The organism is Clostridium moutaii (assembly GCF_041205085.1).
Taxonomy (GTDB): domain Bacteria; phylum Bacillota; class Clostridia; order Clostridiales; family Clostridiaceae; genus Clostridium_B; species Clostridium_B moutaii.
Window position 1 is genome coordinate 344,888 of sequence record NZ_JBGEWD010000001.1, and the last position, 23,201, is coordinate 368,088.

The window sequence follows — 23,201 nt, forward strand, 5'->3', positions numbered from 1 at the left end:
TCTATATTAAAAAAGTAGAAATGAATTCAAATTCATTTCTACTTATATTTATACGGATCCATATTAACTTTTGACAAAACTACACTATTCTCAAATCCAAGAGATTTTATTTCATTTTCTAAAAAGACTGCCACCTTTTTCATTGCAGGCCATTCAGTTCCAAAGTGTCCACCATCAATTACAGCTATACCCTGCTCCTCAAAATCACTTACATAATGATAAGTAGTGTCCCCTGTAATTATACAATCAGCTCCTTGTAATACGGCTTCATTAATATAACTTTGACCGCTTCCATTTATAACCGCTATTTTTTTTATAAGCTTAAATTCATGTCCTACATATCTTAATGAAGATATTCCCAAACATCTCTTCACTCTATTACAGAGTTCACTCAAAATAATGGGTTCTTCAAGTTCGCTGATCCTTCCTATACCGTCTTTACATTCTCTTCCATCTTCATTTTTTAACGGTTCAATGATATTATTGCAGTTTAAATCAAGCAATTCCATGATTATATCATTTATTCCTCCCTCTGCAGAATCAAGATTAGTATGGCAGGAATACACATTTATATGATTTTCTATTAATTTTATTATTTTTTCACCAATCAAGGTATCCGCGGTTATGGTATCCGGTCTTTTAAATAACAGCGGATGATGGGTAAATATGAGATTGCAGTTATTTTGTCTTGCTTCTTCTATTACTTTCAATGTACAATCCAAAGACACCAGCACAGAAGTAACCTTGCACTCCATATCACCTACCATAAGACCTACATTGTCATAATTTTCTTTAAGTATGGAGGGTGCATGCCTTTCCACTATGTTATGTATATCTCTTATTTTTAGATACATGATATCAACTCCTGCAATCTCTTTATTCTCACTTCCAAATCCTTCTTCCTTTTATTTGCCGATTCTGTATTGTCTTTTATATTTAAAATTATCTTGTTGCAATTTTTTATCTTGTTTTCTATAAATTCAAAGAGATATTTGTGCCTCTTCTCTACTAGTATTTTTCCCACTTCATAAAATATACTATCTACCTTTTTTACAACAGTATCGTATTCTATCTTTATTATCTCATAAAATCTATTTTCGTCAATACATAATTCTTCATCTGCTATTTTAAATCCTCTTTTATAAATATACTCTCTCAGCACTTCCGAATTTTGCATAGGTTGAAGTATAAAAGATCTTGACTTTTTGAACACCTCCATGTGATTTTCTATTATATCACGTATGAGATTTCCACCCATGCCTGCAATTATTACTTCCTCAGCTTCACCTGGACTTATGGTAGAAAGTCCGCTTCCAAGCCTACAATCTATTTTATCTTCCAAATTTTCAAGTTTTACATTAAGCTTTGCTCTCTCTATAGGTCCCACATTTATATCAGATGCTATAGCCTTCTTGCAAATATTGTTTTTTATCAAATAAATGGGAATATACCCATGATCTGTACCTATATCCGCTGCACAGTCACAATTATCCACCATCTGTGCCACAATTTTAAGTCTTAAACTAATATCCATAAAATTCTCCATTCTAATATAAATATATAACTTTATCTAAAAGTATAGAGTATCTTTACCTGCATAATTAGATAAAATGCTGCTACTATTAAAGAGATGTATATAAATTTGTAAGAAGACTTTTTGTCATATTTTGAATAAATATATCCTGCATAATACATACAAAACAGTACTCCCATATTTAAAAGTCCATAAACCATCTGCTTAAACGCAAATTGCCTACCTGTCCCAAATTTCACGGCAATAAAGCCTGTATTAAAACTAATAGGCATTTTATCCGGTAATTTTCCACTAAGGTATATAGCTATTGGATTTAAAGTAAGTAGAATCACTATTATAGTTGTAACTATAAATGGAACGAAAAATTTTGGTTCCCTGTTTATTGGAATATTCTTATTTAATTTATTTTCCCACTTAAAACAATTTATTTTTCTTTTTTTTAATTCTCCCTCAAATTCCTGAAAATTTTCTGGAGACAATCCATAGCTTATAGTGTCCGTCTTTAAATATATTACATTTTTATTTGAAGTAACAAACATATAAGTATTGCCTATTTTATCAATAAATGATCTTCCTATAGCAAATTTGCTTTTACCATACCCTGCTAACTTTACTCCTTTTACATGACCCTGCGATTTTTGATACATCTGAATTTGGTGAAATGGAATTTTTTCATTTTTAAGTCCCAATGCACTGGTTATATACAAGTTATCCTCATCTATTGAGTATTTAAGCGTTCCGCAGATAATAATATAATAAAGTTGGTACGTATTCAGAGATATCAATGCTAATTTTAATAAATTATATATTTCATAAGAATTTGCAAAATTTATTAAAATTATCAATAGAGTATCATATAAAGCCATCAAGCCTATAATAAAATACACTCCTACTCCCCTTGCAGCCTTATAGATAATTTTCACTCTATCATCACCTTCTTTACTAATTATTATAGCATAAATCACATGCCAGCTTACCATATTCTCAATACATAATAGTTATGGGCAGTAAAAAGCACCTTCGGTGGGTGCTTTAATCTAAATAGTCCTTTAATTTTTTGCTCCTGCTTGGATGTCTCAGCTTTCTAAGGGCCTTAGCCTCTATTTGTCTTATTCTCTCCCTGGTTACATTGAACTCTTTTCCAACTTCCTCTAAAGTTCTGGCTCTTCCATCATCTAACCCAAACCTCAGTCTTAAGACCTTTTCCTCCCTTGGTGTTAAGGTATCCAGCACATTTATAAGTTGTTCCTTAAGCATTGTAAAAGCTGCTGCTTCTGCTGGGGCTGGTGCCTCATCGTCTGGTATAAAATCTCCAAGATGACTGTCTTCTTCTTCCCCAATAGGTGTTTCAAGCGACACAGGTTCCTGTGCTATTTTCATAATCTCCCTAACCTTATCTACAGGCATTTCCATTATTTCGGCTACCTCTTCAGGATGGGGATCTCTTCCTAATTCCTGAAGTAATTGTCTTGAAACCCTGATGAGCTTATTTATGGTTTCCACCATATGAACAGGTATTCTTATGGTTCTAGCTTGATCTGCAATTGCCCTTGTAATTGCCTGCCTTATCCACCAGGTAGCATATGTGCTGAATTTATAGCCTTTTCTATAATCAAACTTTTCTACTGCCTTTATAAGGCCTAGATTTCCTTCCTGGATTAAATCCAAAAATAACATTCCTCTACCCACATATCTTTTTGCTATGCTGACAACCAACCTTAAATTAGCCTCTGCCAGTTTCTTTTTAGCAATTTGATCTCCTTCCTCTATTCTCTTTGCAAGAGATACTTCCTCTTCTGGCAAAAGCAGAGGAACTTTACCTATTTCCTTTAAGTACATTCTAACCGGATCATCTATGGCCACACCTTCTGGAACTGATAGATCCAGGGTTTTCTCACTTACTTCCGCCTCACCCATATCCCCGGTTACTTCTACTCCTATTGATTCAAGTGTTTCATATATTTTTTCTATCTGCTCAGGACTTAAGTCCACCTCTTCCAATTCATCCATTATTTCCTTATAAGTTAAAGTACCATTTTTCTTTCCTTTTTCCATAAGTTTTCTAACCAGCTGTATCTTTGAACTTTTATCCTTCATTTTCTTGCCTCCTTTAACCATTACTGCATTCCACCAATCCTTTTCTGTATTTCAATTAACTTCTGTGCCAATTCTAAAGATTCTTTTAATTTTCCTCCAGATTCATATTCTTTTATTTTACTGATGATATAATCTTTAGATTCCTCTAATCTATGTTTTTTAATCTTATTTACGAAATTATCCAGTAAACTCTTGTAATCATAATTATCATATAAAATTTCAGTATCCATAATTTCAATCCATTCTTTAGACGTATCAAGGTCGTTACATCTTATCTCAATTTGTCTTTTTCTCTTTTCTATATCATATTCTATGTTTTCCACTATATATTGATATATTTTTTTATGGCTTTTCAATATAATATCATCATCTTTTATTTTATCCAATGAATACTTAAAAGCCATATCATCTTCCATGATTAATTTTAAAAGAGCTCTCTCTGCCTTTAAATAAGCTGGCTCTAAATATAATTTTTGTCCAAAACTTGTATCTATATTCATATTTTCATCTTTTTTTACATTTTTTTGAACATTGCTTGTATTTAACATGTCATAAAGCACCTGATCTCTTATACCTGTTTCTTCTGACAATCTTTTTAAATATATTTCTCTTTCTATAGGATCTACCTTAGCTAATACTTTAAGTACTTCCTCTACATACTTTATAGTACCTTCAGAATTATTAAAATTTATATTTCTTTTTACATTTTGAATTCTATATTCTATAAGAGGAAGAGCTTTATCCACAAGCCTTAAAAAGTTTGTTCTCCCATTATTTCTGATAAATTCATCCGGATCCTTCCCATTGGGTATCTGCAAAACTTCAACTTCTAATCCAGCATCTTTAAGTATATCCATTCCCCTCATTGTAGCCATCTGACCTGCTGTATCTGCATCATAAGATATTATTACTTTATCTGCATATCTTGCCATAAGCCTGGCTTGATTTACAGTAAGAGCTGTTCCCAAAGAAGCTACGGCATTTGTTATGCCACACTGATGCAGAGCTATACAATCCATGTATCCTTCTACAATTATAAGCACTCTTGAAAAATCACTTTTCATTACAAAATTCAGTCCATAAAGATTTATCCCTTTTTTAAAAAGAGGGGTCTCCGGTGAATTTAAATACTTAGGCTTTGAATCATCCAGTACTCTTCCTCCAAATCCTATTACTCTTCCTCTACTATCAAATACAGGAAAAATTATTCTGTTTCTAAATCTGTCATAATAATTTTCTTTTTGGCTTTTAACTATAAGTCCAACAGAAATCATATCCAGTTCCGTAAATCCCCTGTTCTTTAAAAATTTTAGCATATGATTCCAGCTGTCAACAGAATACCCAAGACCGAATCTTTTTATGGTATTTTCAGTTATGCCTCGATTCGACAAATAATCCTTAGCCCTTTTGTTTCTTCTTAAACAATTAAAAAAATATCTTGCAGCTTCTACATTTAATTTATAGAGTTTTTGAAATGTATTCTTTCTAATATTGTCTTTATCTTCGTCAAAATCTATATCTATATTTGCTCTATCTGCCAGTAACTTTACTGCTTCTGGAAAATTCAAATTTTTAGATTTCATTACAAAGGTGAACACATTGCCTGCCTCACCACATCCAAAACACTTATATATTTGCTTATCTCTAGATACGCTAAAAGAAGGAGTTTTTTCGTGGTGAAAAGGACATAATCCCAAGTAATTTCTGCCTGATTTTTTAAGCTTTACACTTTCAGATATCACGTCTACTATGTCATTTTCATCTTTTACTTTTTGAATGACATCTTCCGATATCACTAAATAATCCCACCTATCTTAAATTATTATGTTCAAGAATAAATATATTCGACATAAATTACTATATTCCTTCTTTAACAATAAATATTTTTATTTTTGAAGTAGAATATATTATATATATTCTTTACAAAAATTAAATATCCTTCAATAAGACAAATATTTAATTTTCACTCTATGCTATTATCTTCCTATATTGTTAATTGTATTTTACCCATATAATGATAAAAATTATTCTTTAATATATAACAAATTTAGGCACATATATATTATGAAACATTATAAGGCAATAATCATCGCTCATTCCAGATATATAATCTGCTACCCCCCTATAGAGTCCCTCTTTTTCCACAATGCTTAAATAGAATTGCGGCATTTTATCTGGATATTTGAAAAAGTGGTTAAACACCTGCTCGAGCACAAATTTAGCTTTGTTCCTCTCGGATTTTAGTATGTCTCCCTTATAAATCTTTTCAAACATAAAATTTCTTAAAATATAAAGTGCATTAAATACTTCATCACTTAGAGCTACTTGTTTTACTCCATTTTTAATATTTTCTATAGTAGTATAAATACAGTCTTTTACCAATGTATTTATTCTGTCACTGTTACTATCTCCCAGTAACTTTACCGAGATCTCAGGTATATCTTTTGGCTCCAATAATCCTGCTCTTATGGAATCATCTATATCATGATTCACATAAGCTATCTTATCACTATATCTAACCACCTGTCCTTCCAAGGTGGAAGCTTTTGATTTACTTGAAAATCCACTGTGATATAATATCCCATTCAACACTTCTTCTGTCAAATTGAGACCTCTTCCCTGCTTTTCTATTTTAGTAAGCACCCTTATACTATTTTCATTGTGTTTAAACCCTTCCGGTAAAAGTTTATCCAGCAACTCCTCACCACTATGGGCAAAAGCTACATGCCCGATATCATGACCCATTGCTATGGCCTCTATCAAGTCCTCATTCAGCCCTATTCCCTTACCTATTGTTTTTCCTATTTGATTTACCTCCAATGTATGAGTAAGCCTGGTTCTATAATGATCTCCCGGTGTCTTTATATACACCTGAGTTTTATGCTTAAGCCTTCTAAATGATTTGCTGTGTATTATCCTATCCCTGTCCACCATATAATCAGTTCTAATATCATCTTTTTTTTCTTTAACATTCCTTCCCACTGTTTTAACGGAAAGAGCGGCTTGAGGTATTAATATCAATTCTTCCTTTTTTTCTATTTTTTCTCTTACATTCATATAATTCACCTCATGAATTTATTCTATTTTATATTTAAAAACTCCTTTTTTTATGGAAAATGTATAATATGAAGAAACTTTTAATATTATTATAGAGAAAGAACTTTTAAGGAGTTTTATATGGATTTATTATCTGAGGAAAACGTAAAAAAATACGTCCTGCCTCATTATAATATGGTCAATGCAAATATAACTAGAATTAAATTTAAAGATACAGATAAACAAAGAGCTGTATATAAAATAGACTATTTAAATAAAAGTTATTGCTTAAAAAAAGTATATTTTGATGAAGGTAATTTGCTCTTTGTATATTCTGCCATAGAATGGCTTTTTCGAAATGAAATCAGAGTGCCCAGAATATTGCCTACAGCACATAGAGAACGATTTGTAAAATACAAGGAAATGCTCTTTATAATGACTCCCTGGATAATTGGCACGAAATGTAATTATGACAACAGTACGCATCTATTTCAGGCAGTTTCTAATTTATCCCAAATGCATAGTACAAGCAAAAACTTTACTCCAATTGAGGGGAGTTTTAAAAGAGTAAATTTCGAAAAAATATATATATCCTTTGAAAAGCACTTCAGTCAAATTTTAAACTGTTCGAATCTGGCTTTTAAATATGAGGATAAATTCTCCCTGTTATTTTTACAATATTTTGAGATCAATTCTATACTGGCTAAAATATCAACTAGAATATCTTCCACTATTGATTACAAAAACTTAAGCACCTGTCTGTGCCATCTGGATTATGTAAATAAAAATATAATATTTGATGAAAGTGATAACATCTGGGTAATTGATTTTGACAAGTGCAGCATGGCCTATTGTGCTCATGATATATCTTATTTTTTAAGGAGATTTTTAAAAAGAAATACTACCAACTGGAAACTGGATGCCACTATATCCTGTCTGGAATTATATGAAAAAAATTTTCTATTAAATTTAGATGACTATAAATATATTATCTCATACCTGGCTTTTCCTCAAAAATTTTGGAAGATATCCAGAGATTACTACAATAATATATTAAAGTGTAATCATAATTCCTTTTTTTACTTATTAAAAAAATCTTCTGTAAACTGCATAAATCAGCTTGAATTTACAATAGGACTTGGAAAATACGTAGAAAAAAAGTTCAACACTACTTTTTTATAATTTTTATAAACATCTATATGATTACAAAACCGACCTTTCCATAAAAATGGAAAGGTCGGTTAATTATTTTAGAACTATTTAATGACACAGTAAAACTTTGCCTATTATCTGTCTAGCTGTAAATTTTACACTATTGTCTTGGATTTTTTACCTGGGCCTGAGCTGCAGCCAACCTTGCCACTGGTACCCTAAACGGGGAACAAGAAACATAATGGAGTCCAACATTGTGGAAAAATTCTACTGATGAAGGATCTCCCCCATGTTCACCGCATATCCCAAGATGTATATCGGGTCTTGTTTTTTTACCTAACTTCACAGCCATTTCCACAAGTTTTCCCACTCCAATCTGATCTATCTTTTGGAATGGATCGAATTCATATATTTTTTTATCATAATATGCATTTAAAAACTTACTTGAGTCATCCCTTGAAAATCCAAAAGTCATTTGAGTCAAATCATTGGTTCCAAATGAGAAAAACTCGGCTTCAGTTGCTATCTCGTCAGCAGTAAGGGTAGCTCTCGGAATTTCTATCATAGTTCCAACCTGATATTTTAATTCTATTCCGCTATTTTTTATTATTTCATCTGCCACCTTCACAACTATATCCTTAACGTATTTCAATTCCTTTATCTCTCCTATAAGAGGTATCATTATCTCCGGTACTATATCATATCCCTTTCTCTTTTTAACATCTATAGCAGCTTCTATAATAGCTCTAGTTTGCATTTCAGCTATTTCCGGATATGAAACAGTCAATCTGCATCCTCTATGACCCATCATAGGGTTGAACTCATGAAGAGATTCTATAGTATCCTTTAATTCCTGGAAACTTATTCCCATTTCCTTCGCCAAGTCCTGTATATCACCTGTATTACTTGGCAAGAACTCATGTAATGGTGGATCAAGGAACCTAATTGTCACAGGCTTTCCTTCCATGGCTTCATATATGCCGATAAAATCTTCTCTTTGCCTTGGTAAAAGTTTATCCAATGCCCTTCTTCTCTGCCTCTCTGTTTTAGAAACTATCATTTCTCTCATTTCCGGTATTCTATCTTCATCAAAGAACATATGCTCTGTTCTGCAGAGCCCTATTCCCTCGGCTCCAAATTCTACTGCCTGTTTAGCATCCCTTGGAGTATCTGCATTGGTTCTGACTCCCAATTTTCTTATATTATCAGCCCATTTCATAAATGTACCGAAATATCCCGATATTTCAGGTGATACTGTCTTTATAGGTTCTCCATATACATTCCCAGTACTACCATCTAATGATATGTAATCCCCCTCTTTATATATCTTACCTGATCCATGAAAACTTTTTGTCTCTTCATTTATAACCAAATCACCGCATCCAGCTACACAACAAGTTCCCATTCCTCTGGCTACAACAGCTGCATGTGAAGTCATTCCACCTCTTATTGTAAGTATACCCTCTGAAGCTGCCATACCTTCTATATCCTCCGGAGATGTTTCTAATCTTACAAGTATTACTTTTTCTCCCTGATCATGATGTTTTTTAGCATCCTCTGCTGTAAAATATATTTTTCCACAAGCAGCTCCCGGAGATGCTGGAAGACCTTTTGCTATTACAGCTGCCTTTTTCAATTCATTGCTGTCAAAATTTGGGTGAAGTAGTGTATCCAATTGTTTAGGCTCAACTTTAAGTATTGCCTCTTCTTTATTTATAAGACCTTCTTCTACCATATCAACTGCTACTTTAAGTGCAGATTGTGCCGTTCTCTTTCCATTTCTGGTTTGCAGAAAATACAATTTTCCCTGTTCTATGGTAAACTCCATGTCCTGCATATCTTTGTAATGGTTTTCTAACTTCTGGGCTATATCCATAAACTGAGAATAACATTCTGGAAGATCTTCTTTTAATTTTGTTATAGGCTGAGGCGTTCTTATTCCCGCAACTACATCTTCCCCCTGTGCATTTATAAGATATTCACCAAATATGGATTTTTCTCCTGTAGCAGGATTTCTCGTAAATGCAACGCCAGTTCCTGAAGTTTCTCCCATGTTACCAAATACCATGGATTGTACGTTTACAGCTGTACCCCATTTGCCCGAAATATCATTTAATCTTCTATATATTATAGCCCTCGGATTTTCCCAGGATCCAAATACAGCAGTAACAGCTTTAATTAATTGTTCTTTGGGTTCCTGTGGAAAATCACTCCCTATTTCCTTACTATAAATTTTTTTAAATTTTTTGATTATTTCTTTTAAATCAGATGCCTCCAGTTCAGTATCATATTTAACACCCTTGGCATCCTTGGCATCATCCAGTACATCTTCAAATTTTCTCTTTTCAATTCCCATAACTACATCTGAAAACATTTGAATAAATCTTCTATAAGAATCATAGGCGAATCTTTCATTTTCTGTCAATTTACTTAATCCTTTAACAGTGTCATCGTTTAATCCTAAATTAAGTATGGTATCCATCATTCCCGGCATAGAAACTCTTGCCCCTGATCTTACAGAAACCAACAACGGATTTTCTATATTTCCAAATTTCTTGCCTGTTTTCTCTTCCATTTTTTTAAGTGCAGTATAGATTTCATCTACAATACTTTTTGATATTACTTTACCATCTTCATAATATTTGGTACAAGCTTCTGTAGATATGGTAAATCCATCAGGAACAGGTATTCCAAGGTTTGTCATCTCTGCCAAATTGGCTCCTTTTCCTCCCAGTAGATTTCTCATACCGGCATTTCCTTCATTGAAAAGATATACATACTTCTTATCTTCCATATAGAACACATCCCCTCTTTTAAAAAATTTTGCATATTTTTTATATATGTCAACGGATAATTATTCCGCTCACCAACTTATTTATTTTCCCCTATTTTTACAAAAAGCCTTGTTATATTTGTTTTTGAAACTTTGCCTATAATTTTAAGCACCTCATTATTTGATTCATCCCGAGATTTTTCTACAACCGGCAGGCTATCCACTTCATGCTCCATTATCTTTTTAGCTGCCACGTAAGCAACGTCATCCTTTTCAACAAATATTATATTTGGCATTCTAGTCATTATTATTCCAACAGGTATTTTATGCATATCAGTACTACCGATAGATATCTTCAGAAAATCCTTTCTGGAAACAGCACCTATAAGAAGCCCTTTATTCTCTATAAATAAAGTGCCAACATCATTTAAAAATAAATATACTATGGCATCATAAACAGTAGTATTTTCATCCACTACTACTGGTTTTGACATTATATCACTTACTTTTATATTCATTATATAATCATATATTAAACTATAGGAAGGTTTTCTAGAATATATGTATCCTACTTTAGGTTTTGCTTCCAATATGCCAGTCATTGTAAGTATAGCCAAATCCGGCCTCAGTGCTGCTCTTGTAACACTTAGCTTGGATGCAAGCTGTTCACTTGTTATTGGTGCATGATCCCTTACTAATTTTATTATTTTCTCTTGTCTCGGTGATAATTTAATGATGTCCACCCTCTCTCTTTGTAGTAAATCAATAAATTGTGCACATATTTACTAAGAGGAATTTAATATTAGTTTTCAAGTTATAATTCATAAAATTATTATACCACATATATATCCATGAATAGTACATAAATATTATTTTATTCAATATTATGAATAAATTTCAAATTATATACTATTCATATATGTGTTTTAAATGTGATTATATTATATAACTCTAATTTTTATCCTTATCAGTGCCTTCCTCATATCCTTTTTCATTGTCATCTATATCATCAAATTTTACAGTATACTTATATGTGTTTTTATTTTGTTCATCCTCTTTATGTTTAAATTTATCCTTAACTGAAGCTGCTGCATCAAACACCTTATCCTTCATATCACTTACAGTGCTCTTCACTCCGCCTTTTATTATCTTATTCACTACTTCTACAGTTCCATCATCTTTAGTTATCTCTATAGTCACCTGTGTAATCACAGCAGTAAGTATTCCTATAGCTATCAGCGGCGGCCATATAAGTGCTGTCAATGTTGCTGCAATGCCTGCATTCACAGGAATATCCACTACTACTCTCTCACCTTTTTTTATCTTTATTCTATTTACATTTCCCTTATTAACCAAATCCTTTAACCACTCTAAAAATTCATCCTTTGTAGTATACAAATTATCCTTAGTTGATTTTTTATTTTGCTCTATATATATGAGAGCATCAACTACATTTCCTTCACAAGCTTCCAATGCTTCCTTTGCCTCAGAATAATTTACTCCTGTTCTCTCTCTTATAATGTCGATTTTTTCCAATGTTATCTCACTCATATTTTTTTCTCCTTTTTAGATTTTATTTTTTTCAAAATTTATAAGATATTCCAGAGTATCAAGACTTTTAGGTCTTCTAAAATAATTTTGAGAAATAATCAATTTCAAAACCTTATACAACTCTTTCTTTACCTTATCGGACAATACAACTTTATACACATTTTCAAGGGAAGTTTTTGATAAATATTTCAATGCACTGCTTGTAGCATAATCTATATGTATGCCATTCACTTTTTTACATTTATCACAGACCCCTCCTAAATACTGAAGACTCAAATAATTAAATGAGGTTATCTTTTTTCTGCACATAATACAATAGTCAAAATTAAGCCCATACCCAGTAGCTTGTAAAATTTTTAATTCAAATGCCCTAGCTAAAGTTTCAATGTCAACTGCATGACTCCTCATAAGATAAAACGAAGTAACCAGACATCTAAACATCTCTTCACTATTTTCTCCATCATTCATGGCTATATCCACCAATTCACAAAAATAGGAGGCATAAGTTAAATCATTCAAATCATTCAGTAAATCTTGAAAGGAATCTATTAAGCTGCTTTCGTCTATCACATATAAACTTCTTCCCTTATACAACACATAATCACCATAGCAGAACTGAAGAGTAGTTGAAAATAATGAGTTTTTGCTCTTTTTTACTCCTCTGGCTATAGTAGATATTTTACCAAGTTTTTCAGTAAAAAGCCAAACTAATTTATCAGATTCCTTTATATCCTGTGTTTTTATTATTACAGCTCTAGTTTTAAATATAGTCAGAGAATCATCTCCTAATTATAATTATATCCTTTTTAAAATAAATTTTTCTTTAATATTATATTTTATATCCTAATTCTTTTAGCAGCCTGTCACTGTCTCTCCATTCTTTTCTAACTTTCACCCAAACTTGCAAGTAAACCTTGGAATTTAGAAATTTTTCAATATCCATTCTTGCATAAGTGGATATCTTTTTTAGCATGGAACCCTTTTTACCTATTATTATTCCCTTGTGTGATTCTTTTTCACAAAGTATATTTGCCTCTATATTATATATTCCCTTAGAATCCTTTCTCATAAAAACTATTTCAATGGCTATACCATGGGGGACCTCCTTTGAGAGAAGTCTAAGTGCCTTTTCTCTTATAATTTCAGCTACTATAAATTTTTCCTGTTTATCAGTAATAGCATCATCAGGGTAATATTTAGGTCCTTCTGGCATATACTTTACCATAAGGTCTATTAATTCTGCTATGTTCTTTTCCTTCAATGCAGATATAGGTATGATTTCCTTAAAATCAAAAAACTCAGAATAATTTTTTAAAGTTTGCGCCACTTTGGGGGCAGGATTTTCGTCTATTTTATTTAACACTAGAAATACAGGTACGTTACTTTTCTTAATATTCTCTAGAATATATCTGTCTCCACTTCCAATTTCTACTTCAGGAGTAGTTAAAAAAAGTACCAAATCTACATCCCTAATAGAATCTTCAGCAGATTTAACCATATAATTTCCAAGCTTATCTTTTGGTTTATGTATACCTGGAGTATCCATAAAAATCAACTGGGAATTATCCTGTGTTAAAATAGTATTTATATTATTTCTAGTGGTCTGGGGCTTACAGGAGACAATTGATAATTTTTCTCCCATAATGCTGTTGAGCAATGTGGACTTTCCCACATTAGGCCTTCCTATTATTGTAATAAATCCTGATTTAAACATAAATTTTCTCCTTATTTATCCAAATATTGTAAACAGAAACACTGTTATTAAAATACCAAATACTGCTCCAAAAACCACTTCCGTAATAGAATGGGCTTCTGAATCCACCCTGCTCTGAGCCACTATGAAAGCCATGAGATAACTTAAAATAACCACTGTCAGCTGCCCTGTTATTAAAGCTATAGTGGTAGCTATAGAAAAAGCTATTGCACTGTGTCCACTTGGCATTCCTCCTTTAAGAGGAGTACCTTCTCCAAAAATAGCTTTTATAATTATAGTAGTTATACATACAATGGCAAGTATTATAAATATTGTATAGGGATTTGTACTCTTAACCTTTTTTATAACCATAAAGTTTATATATTTTAATTTATCCCAAAATATTATATAACCTATTACTACAGCATTTATAGCTGCAATCAGCACTCCACCAGCTGCTACATTTTTAGCAATCTTAGCCAGAGGATGATAGTAATTGGTAGTGGCATCTATGGCAAATTCCACCGCTGTATTAAAAAGCTCTGCCATAATAACCATGCTTGTAGCTATTATAACAGCTAAAATTTCTATTTTACTTAAATCATAAAAGAAACACATAGTAAGTACCAAAACAGCTGCTATCATATGTATCTTCATGTTTCTCTGTGTTCTAACAGAATATATTATACCTTCAATGGCATAGTTGAAGCTATCTAACAATTTTTTAACTTTCATTGTACAATCACCATTTACAGAATTTAAGATCACATTTTTAAAGCTTAAACTTCTGTAATATTTCCTCTTCTCTCTTTCTCATAACCTTTTTATCATTTTCTTCCATATGATCATATCCCAAAAGATGAAGTACGGAATGCACTGTCAAATAACATACCTCTCTTAAAAATGAATGTTCAAATTCTTTGCTTTGTTCTTCTGCTTTTTCAAGGGAAACAGCTATATCACCCAATACTAAATTTCCATCATCCATATCACTGGGCTGAAACTCATGATGGATATAAACATCTTTAAATACCCTGCCCTTCGGATATTCCAGCATCGGAAAAGACAACACATCCGTTACCTTATCTATATTTCTATTTTCCCTGTTTATATCTTTTATATTATCATTATCTACAAAAATTACACTTACCTCACAGGGTAAATCCACCTTTTCATCCCTTAGGGCATATTCTATAATATTTTTGATAGCCTTTTCCAATTCCTCCGTGACTTCTATTTTATCCTGCCTATTATCCAAAAAAATCACTTTTTATCCTCCTGTTTTAACTTATTCATAAATTTATCAGATGGGTACTCTATCCTATGATGATATATTCCAACCAAAACCTTAAAAAATGCATTTTTAATTTTATTTATGTCTTTTAAAGTTAAATCACAATTATCAAGCTGACCCGTATCTAATCTGTCCTTTATTATATTGTTTACCATTCCTTGAATTTTACCCTTATCAGTTTCACCAATGGATCTTACAGCAGCTTCTACACCATCAGCCAGCATTATTATGCCTGCTTCTTTAGTTTCTGGTATAGGGCCTGGATATTTAAATTCCTCTTCATTTACATCTTCCGGATCCTTGCTTAAATTTTTCATAGTTAAATAAAAATATTTTACAAGGGACGTACCATGATGCTGTTCTATAATATCCTTTATTAATTTAGGCAGTTTATATTCATCTGCCATTTCAATTCCATCTTTAACATGGGATATTATTATCAAAGTACTCAGATTAGGAGTTAACTTATTGTGAGGGTTATCTTTCCCCAGCTGATTTTCCTTAAAAAAATAGGGTCTTTTTATTTTGCCAATATCATGGTAATAAGCAGCAACTCTAGCTAAAAGTGGATTTCCTCCAACCTTTTCTGCAGCTACTTCCGCCAAATTTCCAACTAATATACTATGGTGATATGTTCCCGGTGCTTCTATCAGAAGTCTTTTTAGTAGAGGATTGTTGGGATTTGAAAGCTCTAAAAGTTTTATAGTGGTAACTATACTAAATACCCCCTCGAATAAGGGAAGAAATCCTATAACCAGTATTCCTGAAATTATACTGGCAATTCCCGCAAAGGCTCCCTTTTTAGCTACATCTAATATATTATTGCTGAGTAAAAAGCCCATTGAAAAAGTAAGTATGACATTTATAATAAGCATATACAAGGAAGCAAACAATATATCGTTTCTCTGCTGCATCTTTTTAAGTATGGTAGCCCCCACTACTGTATTTAGAAGAGCCAATATAGTTATATCCGGACTGAATTCTACTGCTGCACTTATAAAAACACAATTTAACACATTTAAAGCTAGTGATACTTTATGATCTAAAAGCAGTGTCATTATCATGGGTCCAAATGCAAGGGGTATTAAAAAGGGTGAAGCCAGATCAATGGTTCTAGATAAAAGTATACTTAAAAAGCTAAGTGTATTTACCATTATAAGCATTTTATCATCTTCATAAATCTTCCTGTGATATCTATATAAATAAATCCACTGAATAGCCAGTATTAAAAGTGTCAATAAGGCTAAGGGAAAATAGATATGCCATTGAAAATACGGACTGTTATTTAAAAGTCCCAAATCTTTTAATATCTTTATCTGATATTTAGTTACAGGCTCCCCTTCTTTTACTATAGTCTGATCTTTTTTTATCATGATAGGTAAAACTTTTTTTTCTGCTTCTTTTCTCAGTTCATCAGTCTTGTCCTTGTCATAAAAAAAGTTAGGCGAAATTTGAGAAAATCCTATATCAGTGGCCAATTCCCTTAAATTCTTATTTAGATTTGAAGTACTTACTTTTAACAATATGCTTTGCTGAGCTTTCTTAATGTCCCCTTGATTATCTTTCTGGGTGTTATCGCTTATATTGTTGTCATCATACATACCCGCTATGGTTTTTTGTAAAAAATCCTGAAGCTGTTTTGCATCATCCTTGCCAAGTCCTAGTACAGCCAGGTAATCATCATCGCTTAAACCTATATTATTTTCACTCTTCAATTTTTGCAATTTTCCCTTTTCATCCAATTGAGAATCTCTTATCTGAGATACTTTAGAAAAAAAGTCATTTAGTTTATTTATGCTCTCTGTTTTAACCTCCGGATTTTTATTATATTGAATTGGAACAGCATCCACTGCTTGTTGTATCCTTGTTTCTGTAGACAATTCATCTTTAACTTCCCTAGGTGACTTTATATCAACTTTTGCAATATCACCTTCTGTTAAATTGTATTTTTGGGTTGTAAATCCTGATGCCAGCAAAGAATAAATAAATACAAAACTTATGATAAAAATAATTATTCTACTAGTCTTTTTCTTTAAAAAAATCTTCTTCAATGACAATTTTTTCAATTAAAATCACCCTTTGTTTTTACTACTCTATAAATTCACTTTAGTTCAACTGTTGCCCTTCACCTTTAACTTCATCTGAAACGGCTATATTTTCTTCTGCCATAACCTGAACTTTAACTTTATAAGATTCACCAGCTTCATAAGTAACCGTCTTATCTACAACCTTTATGGATTTATCCAAATTAGAGCATATATTTTTATAAAGTTTTTCCCCTGTATCCTTCACTACTGCCTGAGCATTTCCCTTCACTACAACTTTTTTAACTTCAAAATAAGTTTCCCTTCCAAAAATAAATTTACTTTCCTCTATTTTATCATACTTATTAAATTTATTATTATCTTTTTTAAAATATAGCTTTTTGCCTCCCAAATTAATATAATAATTATCTATTTTTTTACCTGTCCTGATGTTTTTTACATTATCTATTTTTACAACAGCGCTATCTTCATATATAGTCCTGCATATAACATATCCTGTAGCATGTACGCTGTAAATGGAGCTTTCCAGTCCCTGCTCCCCTTTCACAAGCATTTGACCTTTTTTTACCTCATCTCCAACTTTTACAATAGGTGTTCCTAGTGTAGTGTACACTCTCAACACTTTACCATCTCTTTTAGCCACTAAATTACAGGGCGTATTATCCGTAACTATGTTTGGTGGAGATTTTTTCTCTACTGCGCTTATGTTTAATTCAGAGCCCTGCAGCCTTACTTTCACCCACATTATGTCATCATTATTTTTCATAAGATCCTGTTCTATTTTATATACATTTATTTTGTCTTTACTAGTACCAGGCCTTATCCCGTAAGATTTAAGCTGCTGTCTTATTATATAAGGCGGCAGACCTTCATCAGAATCTATTTTTATACTCCATATAAATGTAGACAGATAATATATTGTTACAACAAATAAAATTACTCCTGCTGCTAAAGTTATTTTCCTTTTAAGTTTAATTATAAAAAAAGTAATACCCCTTCTTTTAATTATTTTTATCCTGGTTTCAGTTTTCTTAGCTATATTTTCTATCTTGCCATAATCTCTTAAATTTATCTCCATAGTCATAGTGGTAATACTTTTCTTTTTAATATTTTTTATATAAACATCATTTTTCCACATAAGATTGATAAACTTTTCAGGTATAAGTGATTGTATCTCAATTAAAATTATTCCATTCTTATAATTTTTAAATGTAAATTTATCAGTTCCCCTCATAAACTATAGATTTAAACCTTCCTCCTACAGTTATAGTGCTCCCACCTATAAAAAGCACTTCAAATTTACTTCCATATATGGATATCAATCCTATACCTGAATTAATTTTTATCTGACTATCCTCAAATAATATAATACCCTTATGATTTTCTATTATTATTTCATTGTTCCCCATGACTTTAATTTGAGGCATATTCAAAATTATATCTCTTGGCAAATCTAGTTTATCTGCAATGTTTTGTTTTGTGTTGTTCATTTTATTTTTCACAATATCACCTCTAAGAATTTATATACCGTTTTACAAATTCATATATTGAAAAATATATAGATATAATTATTAACCTACCTCTACTAATTTATGAAATACATATATGATAAATTACTTAAAGCCATGAACTATTTAAATTTTTGACATTAAAAAAAGGTTGAGATATAATCTCAACCTTTTTATTTATTTAAATATTGTTTTACTATTTGACTTACAAGTTTGCCATCTGCCCTGCCTCTGGTTTCAGGCATTACAATCGCCATAACTTTTTTCATGTCTTTTATACTCTGTGCGCCCACTTCATTAACTGCTTTCCGAACAACTTCGGAAATATCCTCTTTACTTAACTGCTGAGGAAGGTATTTTAACAAGATCTCTATTTCGGATTTTGTTTTATCTATTAAATCCTGCCTATTGCCTTTTTCAAATTCAAGTATAGATTCACGTCTCTGCTTTACTTCTTTGGATATTATATCTATAATCTTCTCATCATCGTCAAGTTTTTTCCCATCAGCTTTTTCCACTAATAAAATAGCAGCTTTGACCATACTTACAGTACTTGCCTTAAGCTTATCACCTGACTTTAAAGCATGCTTCCAGTCTTCTTGCAACTTTTCTTTAAGAGACATATTACTTAGTACCCTCTTTCAAAAAATTCTATTTAAACTTTCTCTTTCTTGCAGCTTCTGATTTTTTCTTTCTCTTTACACTTGGTTTTTCATAATGTTCTCTTTTTCTGACTTCTGAAAGAACACCAGCTCTAGCACATTTTCTTTTAAATCTTCTCAATGCACTTTCTATAGTTTCATTTTCTCCAACTTTTATTTCTGACATATTATCTCCCTCCCTCCGCTAGCTCAATCTAATTTTAAAAATTAAATACAGTTAACATGGGTCAAATAGCACATAGCATATTATACAATAGATCTTTGGACACTGTCAACAATTTCATTGGGCCTATATTTACTATTATCTTACTAAAACCATCATATATAAGATCTTTTGGGAAATTTTTAGCCTGGTGGCCATTTAAATATTCTACCGCCTAATAAATGGAAATGAATATGAGGCACTGTCTGCCCTGCTTCTTCACCACAGTTGGTTACAATCCTATATCCTCTCTCTGACAATCCCAATTTATCTGCAATTTGTTTTGCAACTAAATATATGTGAGCAATAATGCTGGAATCTTCTTCAGTAAGATCGTTTATACTCCTTATGTGCTTTTTTGGTATTATAAGCACATGTACCGGAGCACCTGGTTCTATATCCTTAAAGCTTAACACCATATCATCTTCATATACTTTTTCAGCTGGTATTTCACCTTTTATTATTTTGCAGAAAATGCATTCTTCCATAGTCATCACCTCCTTAACAGTAGTTATTCAATAATTAGTACAAAATATCCTTCTCAACTTAACTAAAACTTTTTATTTTTCCATAAATATATTCATCTTGTATACCTTCCAGTTGAGTACACAAAATTTTACCTTCTAAATCCTCATAACATTCTGACGTTGATACTACTTTTATATAATTGGGGGTATATCCTTCATAACGAGTATCATTTTCACCAAATTTTCCTTCATAAAACACATCCATATTCTTCCCTAAAAATTTATTCATAAACTGTTTTTCCAATTTTTTATCCAGCTCTATAATTTTATTGCTTCTCTCTTCTTTTATATTGCCATCTATTTGTCCCCTCATATTTGCAGCTTTGGTCCCCTTTCTGGGGCTGTATTTGAAAACATGAATTTTAGAAAGTCTTATTTTGTTTAAAAAATTATAAGTTTTGTTAAATTCTTCTTCTGTCTCTCCTGGAAATCCCACTATAACATCTGTAGTTATGGATACATCTTCTATTTCATTTCTAAGCTTTTCAACTATCTCTTCATATTCTGAAGTTGTATAATCCCTGTTCATTCTCTTTAAAGTTTCATTACATCCGCTTTGAAGAGAAAGATGAAAATGTGGGCACAATTTTTTTAATTTTTTTATTCTTTCTATAACATCTTCTGTAAAGAATTTAGGTTCTATGGATCCAATTCTAACTCTCTCAATACCTTCCACCCTATCTATCTCTTCTAATACTCTCACCAGATCCCAATCTTCCTCCATATCCATACCGTAAGAGGCAATATGTATACCTGAGAGTATTATTTCCTTGAAGTCATTATGTGCAAGTCTTTTTACTTCCTCCATAATTTTATGTGGTGATTTACTGCATACTGCTCCCCTTGCAAAAGGAATTAAGCAGTAAGAGCAAAATCTATTGCATCCGTCCTGTATTTTCAAGAAAGCTCTTGTTCTATGCTGATATTTATCTATATTTAAATCTTCGAATACTTTATTTTTAAGTACTTCATTGACTTCCATTATTTTATGCCGCTCACGGCATGCCTTTTTTACCCAATATACTATATCACCTTTATTTCTAGTACCTAAAACAACATTTACCCCTTCTATCTTAGACACCTTTCCCGGTGAAATTTGAGAATAACATCCTACTACAGCTATAAGTGCATTATTGTTTTTTCTCCTGGCCCTATGTATCATCTGTCTGGATTTTTTATCTCCCATATTGGTTACAGTGCAGGTATTTATTACATATAAATCCGCATAATCATCAAAGTTCACGATGTCATAGCCCTCAGCTATAAATTTTTCCGCCATAGCTTCAGTTTCATATTGATTCACCCTGCATCCAAGAGTAAACATCCCCACTGTTTTTTTATGACCGTAGGTGTGAAAAAACTCTTCATCGTCAAGAGATAGATCAACTTTTTCACTATCAATTATATTCACCTAATAAATACCTCCTAAATCTCCTAATTCATACATGAGAAGTGCTAAAGAAACAAATCCTGCAGTTTCAGTTCTAAATATTCTCGGACCCAATGTCACTATATGAGAATTTATGCCTTTCAGAAGTTCTATCTCTTCTTCTTCAAATCCGCCTTCAGGTCCAATTACTACAGCAACTTTTTTTATAAGATCCTTATTCTCTATGGAGTCAATTGTTTTCTTTATCCCCATGTTCTTTTCATTTTCATAAGGAACTATAATTAAATCCATGGAATTTAAACCCTGTAAAAGCTTTTCAAAATCAACAGGAGCATCTACTACGGGTATTTTACTTCTCTTACATTGCTTACAGGCTTCTCTTGCAATTTTATTCCATCTATCAACCTTTTTAAATTGGGTAAAATCACCTTTAACCACCACCCTTTTGGTAATGACAGGGGTTATTTCACAAGCTCCTATTTCAGTAGCTTTTTGTACAATTAAATCCATCTTGCTTGACTTGGGCAATCCTTGAAATAGATACATCTCAACTGGACTTTCATTGCACAACTTAAGTTCCTCTAAAATCTTTACAGTAACCTTTTCCTTTTCTATTTTATCTATTATTCCTAAAAATTCTCTACCATTACAGTTATTTATATTTACTTTATCTCCACATTGAAGTCTGAGGACTTTATTTATATGTTTTACATCATCGCCCTTAATAAAAACTGTATCAAAGTGCATATCCTGTTCTGGTACAAAAAACTTATTCATTTTATATCATCCTTTTTGCCACTATACATACCCATTCTCCATCTTCATTAACTTCTTTTATTTCAAATCCACTATTATTTAATTTTTCAATTACATCTTCTTTTCTATCTTTTATTATACCCGAGGATATAAATATTCCTTCAGGAACTAAAAAGCCTTTTACCTCTTCAGTTAAAGATATTATAACATCTGCAATTATATTGGCAACCACTATATCTGCTTTTCCATGAACTGCTTCCATAAGGTTTCCCTGAAGTATCTCTACATTTTTCACATTATTATATTCTCTGTTTTTTAAAGCTGATTCCACAGCTACGCTATTTAAGTCCACAGCTGTAACTTGTTTTGCTCCAAGTTTTGCTGCAGTTATAGCCAATATTCCAGAACCTGTACCTATGTCAAACACCGTGGAATTCAATTCAACATATTCCTCCAGGGCCTTTATACACATTCTAGTAGTTTCGTGAGTACCCGTTCCAAAAGCCATGCCTGGATCAAGCTGAACTACCACATCGTTCTCTTTGGCATCATATTCCTCCCATATGGGCTTTACCACAACTCTATTGCCAGCTCTATATGGTTTATAATATTGTTTCCAGTTGTTTTCCCAATCTTCTTCATTAATTTTAGCTACAGTAATAAGACCTTTTCCTTTATCTATTCCAAAATTATCCAAGTTATTTATTCCATCTTTTATATATTGTAAATATCTGTTAAGATTTTCATCCTGCTTGTAATACCCTTTTACCACTGCTCCATCTTTTATTTTCAACAAGCTTTCATCAAAATAATCCCAATCTTCAGGACGTTTCTTTTCAAATTCAATATCCTCTGGATCTTCTATAGATATACCCTGAACTCCAGTATTATATAATATTCCTGAAACTGCTTCTACCGCCTCACTGCTGGTGACAATGGCAACCTCTATCCATTCCTTGTTCATATGCTTCCTCCCATATC

General features: G+C 32.0%; 23 protein-coding genes. 1 reads left to right on the forward strand and 22 read right to left on the reverse strand.

All coding sequences use genetic code 11. From position 1 onward, the window contains the following. Positions 1–38: 38 nt before the first annotated feature. From AB8U03_RS01830 to AB8U03_RS01855, 6 genes are all read right to left on the reverse strand, one after another. The gene (locus AB8U03_RS01830; protein WP_369702822.1) at positions 39–854 is read right to left on the reverse strand and encodes a Nif3-like dinuclear metal center hexameric protein; all 816 of its coding nucleotides are present in this window, start codon (positions 852–854) and stop codon (positions 39–41) included. After that, complete coding sequence (locus tag AB8U03_RS01835; RefSeq protein WP_369702823.1) at positions 845–1,534, reverse strand: tRNA (adenine(22)-N(1))-methyltransferase; 690 nt, start codon at positions 1,532–1,534, stop codon at positions 845–847. The genes AB8U03_RS01830 and AB8U03_RS01835 overlap by 10 nt, the downstream gene beginning before the upstream one ends. Positions 1,535–1,566: 32 nt before the next feature. Further along, entirely contained in the window at positions 1,567–2,457 is an 891-nt protein-coding gene (locus tag AB8U03_RS01840; RefSeq protein WP_369702824.1) for a PH domain-containing protein, read from the reverse strand. A 109-nt stretch (positions 2,458–2,566) separates the two neighbouring features. Next, on the reverse strand, positions 2,567–3,652 hold the full coding sequence (gene rpoD, locus AB8U03_RS01845; RefSeq protein WP_369702825.1) for an RNA polymerase sigma factor RpoD: 1,086 nt from the start codon (positions 3,650–3,652) through the stop codon (positions 2,567–2,569). Beyond that, complete coding sequence (gene dnaG, locus AB8U03_RS01850; RefSeq protein WP_369702826.1) at positions 3,652–5,427, reverse strand: DNA primase; 1,776 nt, start codon at positions 5,425–5,427, stop codon at positions 3,652–3,654. Before dnaG ends, rpoD begins: the two co-directional genes overlap by 1 nt. Positions 5,428–5,662: 235 nt before the next feature. Next, positions 5,663–6,688: a deoxyguanosinetriphosphate triphosphohydrolase gene (locus AB8U03_RS01855; RefSeq protein WP_369702827.1), complete on the reverse strand. Its 1,026-nt coding sequence runs from the start codon at positions 6,686–6,688 to the stop codon at positions 5,663–5,665. Between the two features lie 120 nt (positions 6,689–6,808). Here AB8U03_RS01855 and AB8U03_RS01860 point away from each other — a divergent pair, with 120 nt between their 5' ends. Next, positions 6,809–7,849, forward strand: a complete 1,041-nt coding sequence (locus tag AB8U03_RS01860) for a CotS family spore coat protein (RefSeq protein WP_369702828.1) — start codon at positions 6,809–6,811, stop codon at positions 7,847–7,849. Between the two features lie 130 nt (positions 7,850–7,979). On the opposite strand, the gene ppdK is transcribed toward AB8U03_RS01860, so the two are convergent. The 16 genes from ppdK to prmA form a co-directional block, all read right to left on the reverse strand. Beyond that, positions 7,980–10,613, reverse strand: a complete 2,634-nt coding sequence (ppdK, locus tag AB8U03_RS01865) for a pyruvate, phosphate dikinase (RefSeq protein ID WP_369702829.1) — start codon at positions 10,611–10,613, stop codon at positions 7,980–7,982. A 77-nt stretch (positions 10,614–10,690) separates the two neighbouring features. Next, positions 10,691–11,335, reverse strand: a complete 645-nt coding sequence (locus tag AB8U03_RS01870) for a helix-turn-helix transcriptional regulator (RefSeq protein ID WP_369702830.1) — start codon at positions 11,333–11,335, stop codon at positions 10,691–10,693. Positions 11,336–11,543: 208 nt separating this feature from the next. Continuing rightward, entirely contained in the window at positions 11,544–12,143 is a 600-nt protein-coding gene (locus AB8U03_RS01875; RefSeq protein WP_369702831.1) for a DUF4342 domain-containing protein, read from the reverse strand. 15 nt (positions 12,144–12,158) lie between these two features. Continuing rightward, complete coding sequence (gene recO, locus AB8U03_RS01880; RefSeq protein WP_369703019.1) at positions 12,159–12,917, reverse strand: DNA repair protein RecO; 759 nt, start codon at positions 12,915–12,917, stop codon at positions 12,159–12,161. A 55-nt stretch (positions 12,918–12,972) separates the two neighbouring features. Further along, a complete protein-coding gene (era, locus tag AB8U03_RS01885) occupies positions 12,973–13,857 on the reverse strand; it encodes a GTPase Era (RefSeq protein WP_369702832.1) in 885 nt (294 codons plus the stop codon). A 15-nt stretch (positions 13,858–13,872) separates the two neighbouring features. Next, positions 13,873–14,571, reverse strand: coding sequence for a diacylglycerol kinase (locus tag AB8U03_RS01890; RefSeq protein WP_369702833.1), 699 nt, complete (start codon positions 14,569–14,571; stop codon positions 13,873–13,875). 37 nt (positions 14,572–14,608) lie between these two features. Then, on the reverse strand, positions 14,609–15,103 hold the full coding sequence (gene ybeY, locus AB8U03_RS01895; protein WP_369702834.1) for an rRNA maturation RNase YbeY: 495 nt from the start codon (positions 15,101–15,103) through the stop codon (positions 14,609–14,611). Next, on the reverse strand, positions 15,100–17,196 hold the full coding sequence (locus AB8U03_RS01900) for an HD family phosphohydrolase (protein ID WP_369702835.1): 2,097 nt from the start codon (positions 17,194–17,196) through the stop codon (positions 15,100–15,102). The genes ybeY and AB8U03_RS01900 overlap by 4 nt, the downstream gene beginning before the upstream one ends. Positions 17,197–17,236: 40 nt before the next feature. Continuing rightward, a complete protein-coding gene (yqfD, locus tag AB8U03_RS01905; protein ID WP_369702836.1) occupies positions 17,237–18,409 on the reverse strand; it encodes a sporulation protein YqfD in 1,173 nt (390 codons plus the stop codon). Next, positions 18,396–18,665, reverse strand: a complete 270-nt coding sequence (gene yqfC, locus AB8U03_RS01910; RefSeq protein WP_369703020.1) for a sporulation protein YqfC — start codon at positions 18,663–18,665, stop codon at positions 18,396–18,398. The genes yqfD and yqfC overlap by 14 nt, the downstream gene beginning before the upstream one ends. Before the next feature lie 191 nt (positions 18,666–18,856). Next, positions 18,857–19,306 (reverse strand): GatB/YqeY domain-containing protein, encoded by a 450-nt coding sequence (locus tag AB8U03_RS01915; RefSeq protein WP_369702837.1) that lies wholly within the window; start codon positions 19,304–19,306, stop codon positions 18,857–18,859. Between the two features lie 28 nt (positions 19,307–19,334). After that, the gene (gene rpsU / locus AB8U03_RS01920; RefSeq protein ID WP_007061146.1) at positions 19,335–19,511 is read right to left on the reverse strand and encodes a 30S ribosomal protein S21; all 177 of its coding nucleotides are present in this window, start codon (positions 19,509–19,511) and stop codon (positions 19,335–19,337) included. Between the two features lie 179 nt (positions 19,512–19,690). Continuing rightward, entirely contained in the window at positions 19,691–20,035 is a 345-nt protein-coding gene (locus AB8U03_RS01925; RefSeq protein WP_369702838.1) for a histidine triad nucleotide-binding protein, read from the reverse strand. A 58-nt stretch (positions 20,036–20,093) separates the two neighbouring features. After that, complete coding sequence (mtaB, locus tag AB8U03_RS01930; protein WP_369703021.1) at positions 20,094–21,398, reverse strand: tRNA (N(6)-L-threonylcarbamoyladenosine(37)-C(2))-methylthiotransferase MtaB; 1,305 nt, start codon at positions 21,396–21,398, stop codon at positions 20,094–20,096. An 87-nt stretch (positions 21,399–21,485) separates the two neighbouring features. Continuing rightward, positions 21,486–22,241 carry a 16S rRNA (uracil(1498)-N(3))-methyltransferase gene (locus AB8U03_RS01935; protein WP_369702839.1) on the reverse strand — a complete coding sequence of 252 codons (756 nt, stop codon included), beginning with the start codon at positions 22,239–22,241 and terminating at the stop codon, positions 21,486–21,488. A gap of 1 nt (position 22,242) precedes the next feature. Then, on the reverse strand, positions 22,243–23,184 hold the full coding sequence (prmA, locus tag AB8U03_RS01940; protein ID WP_369702840.1) for a 50S ribosomal protein L11 methyltransferase: 942 nt from the start codon (positions 23,182–23,184) through the stop codon (positions 22,243–22,245). Between the last annotated feature and the right edge of the window lie 17 nt (positions 23,185–23,201).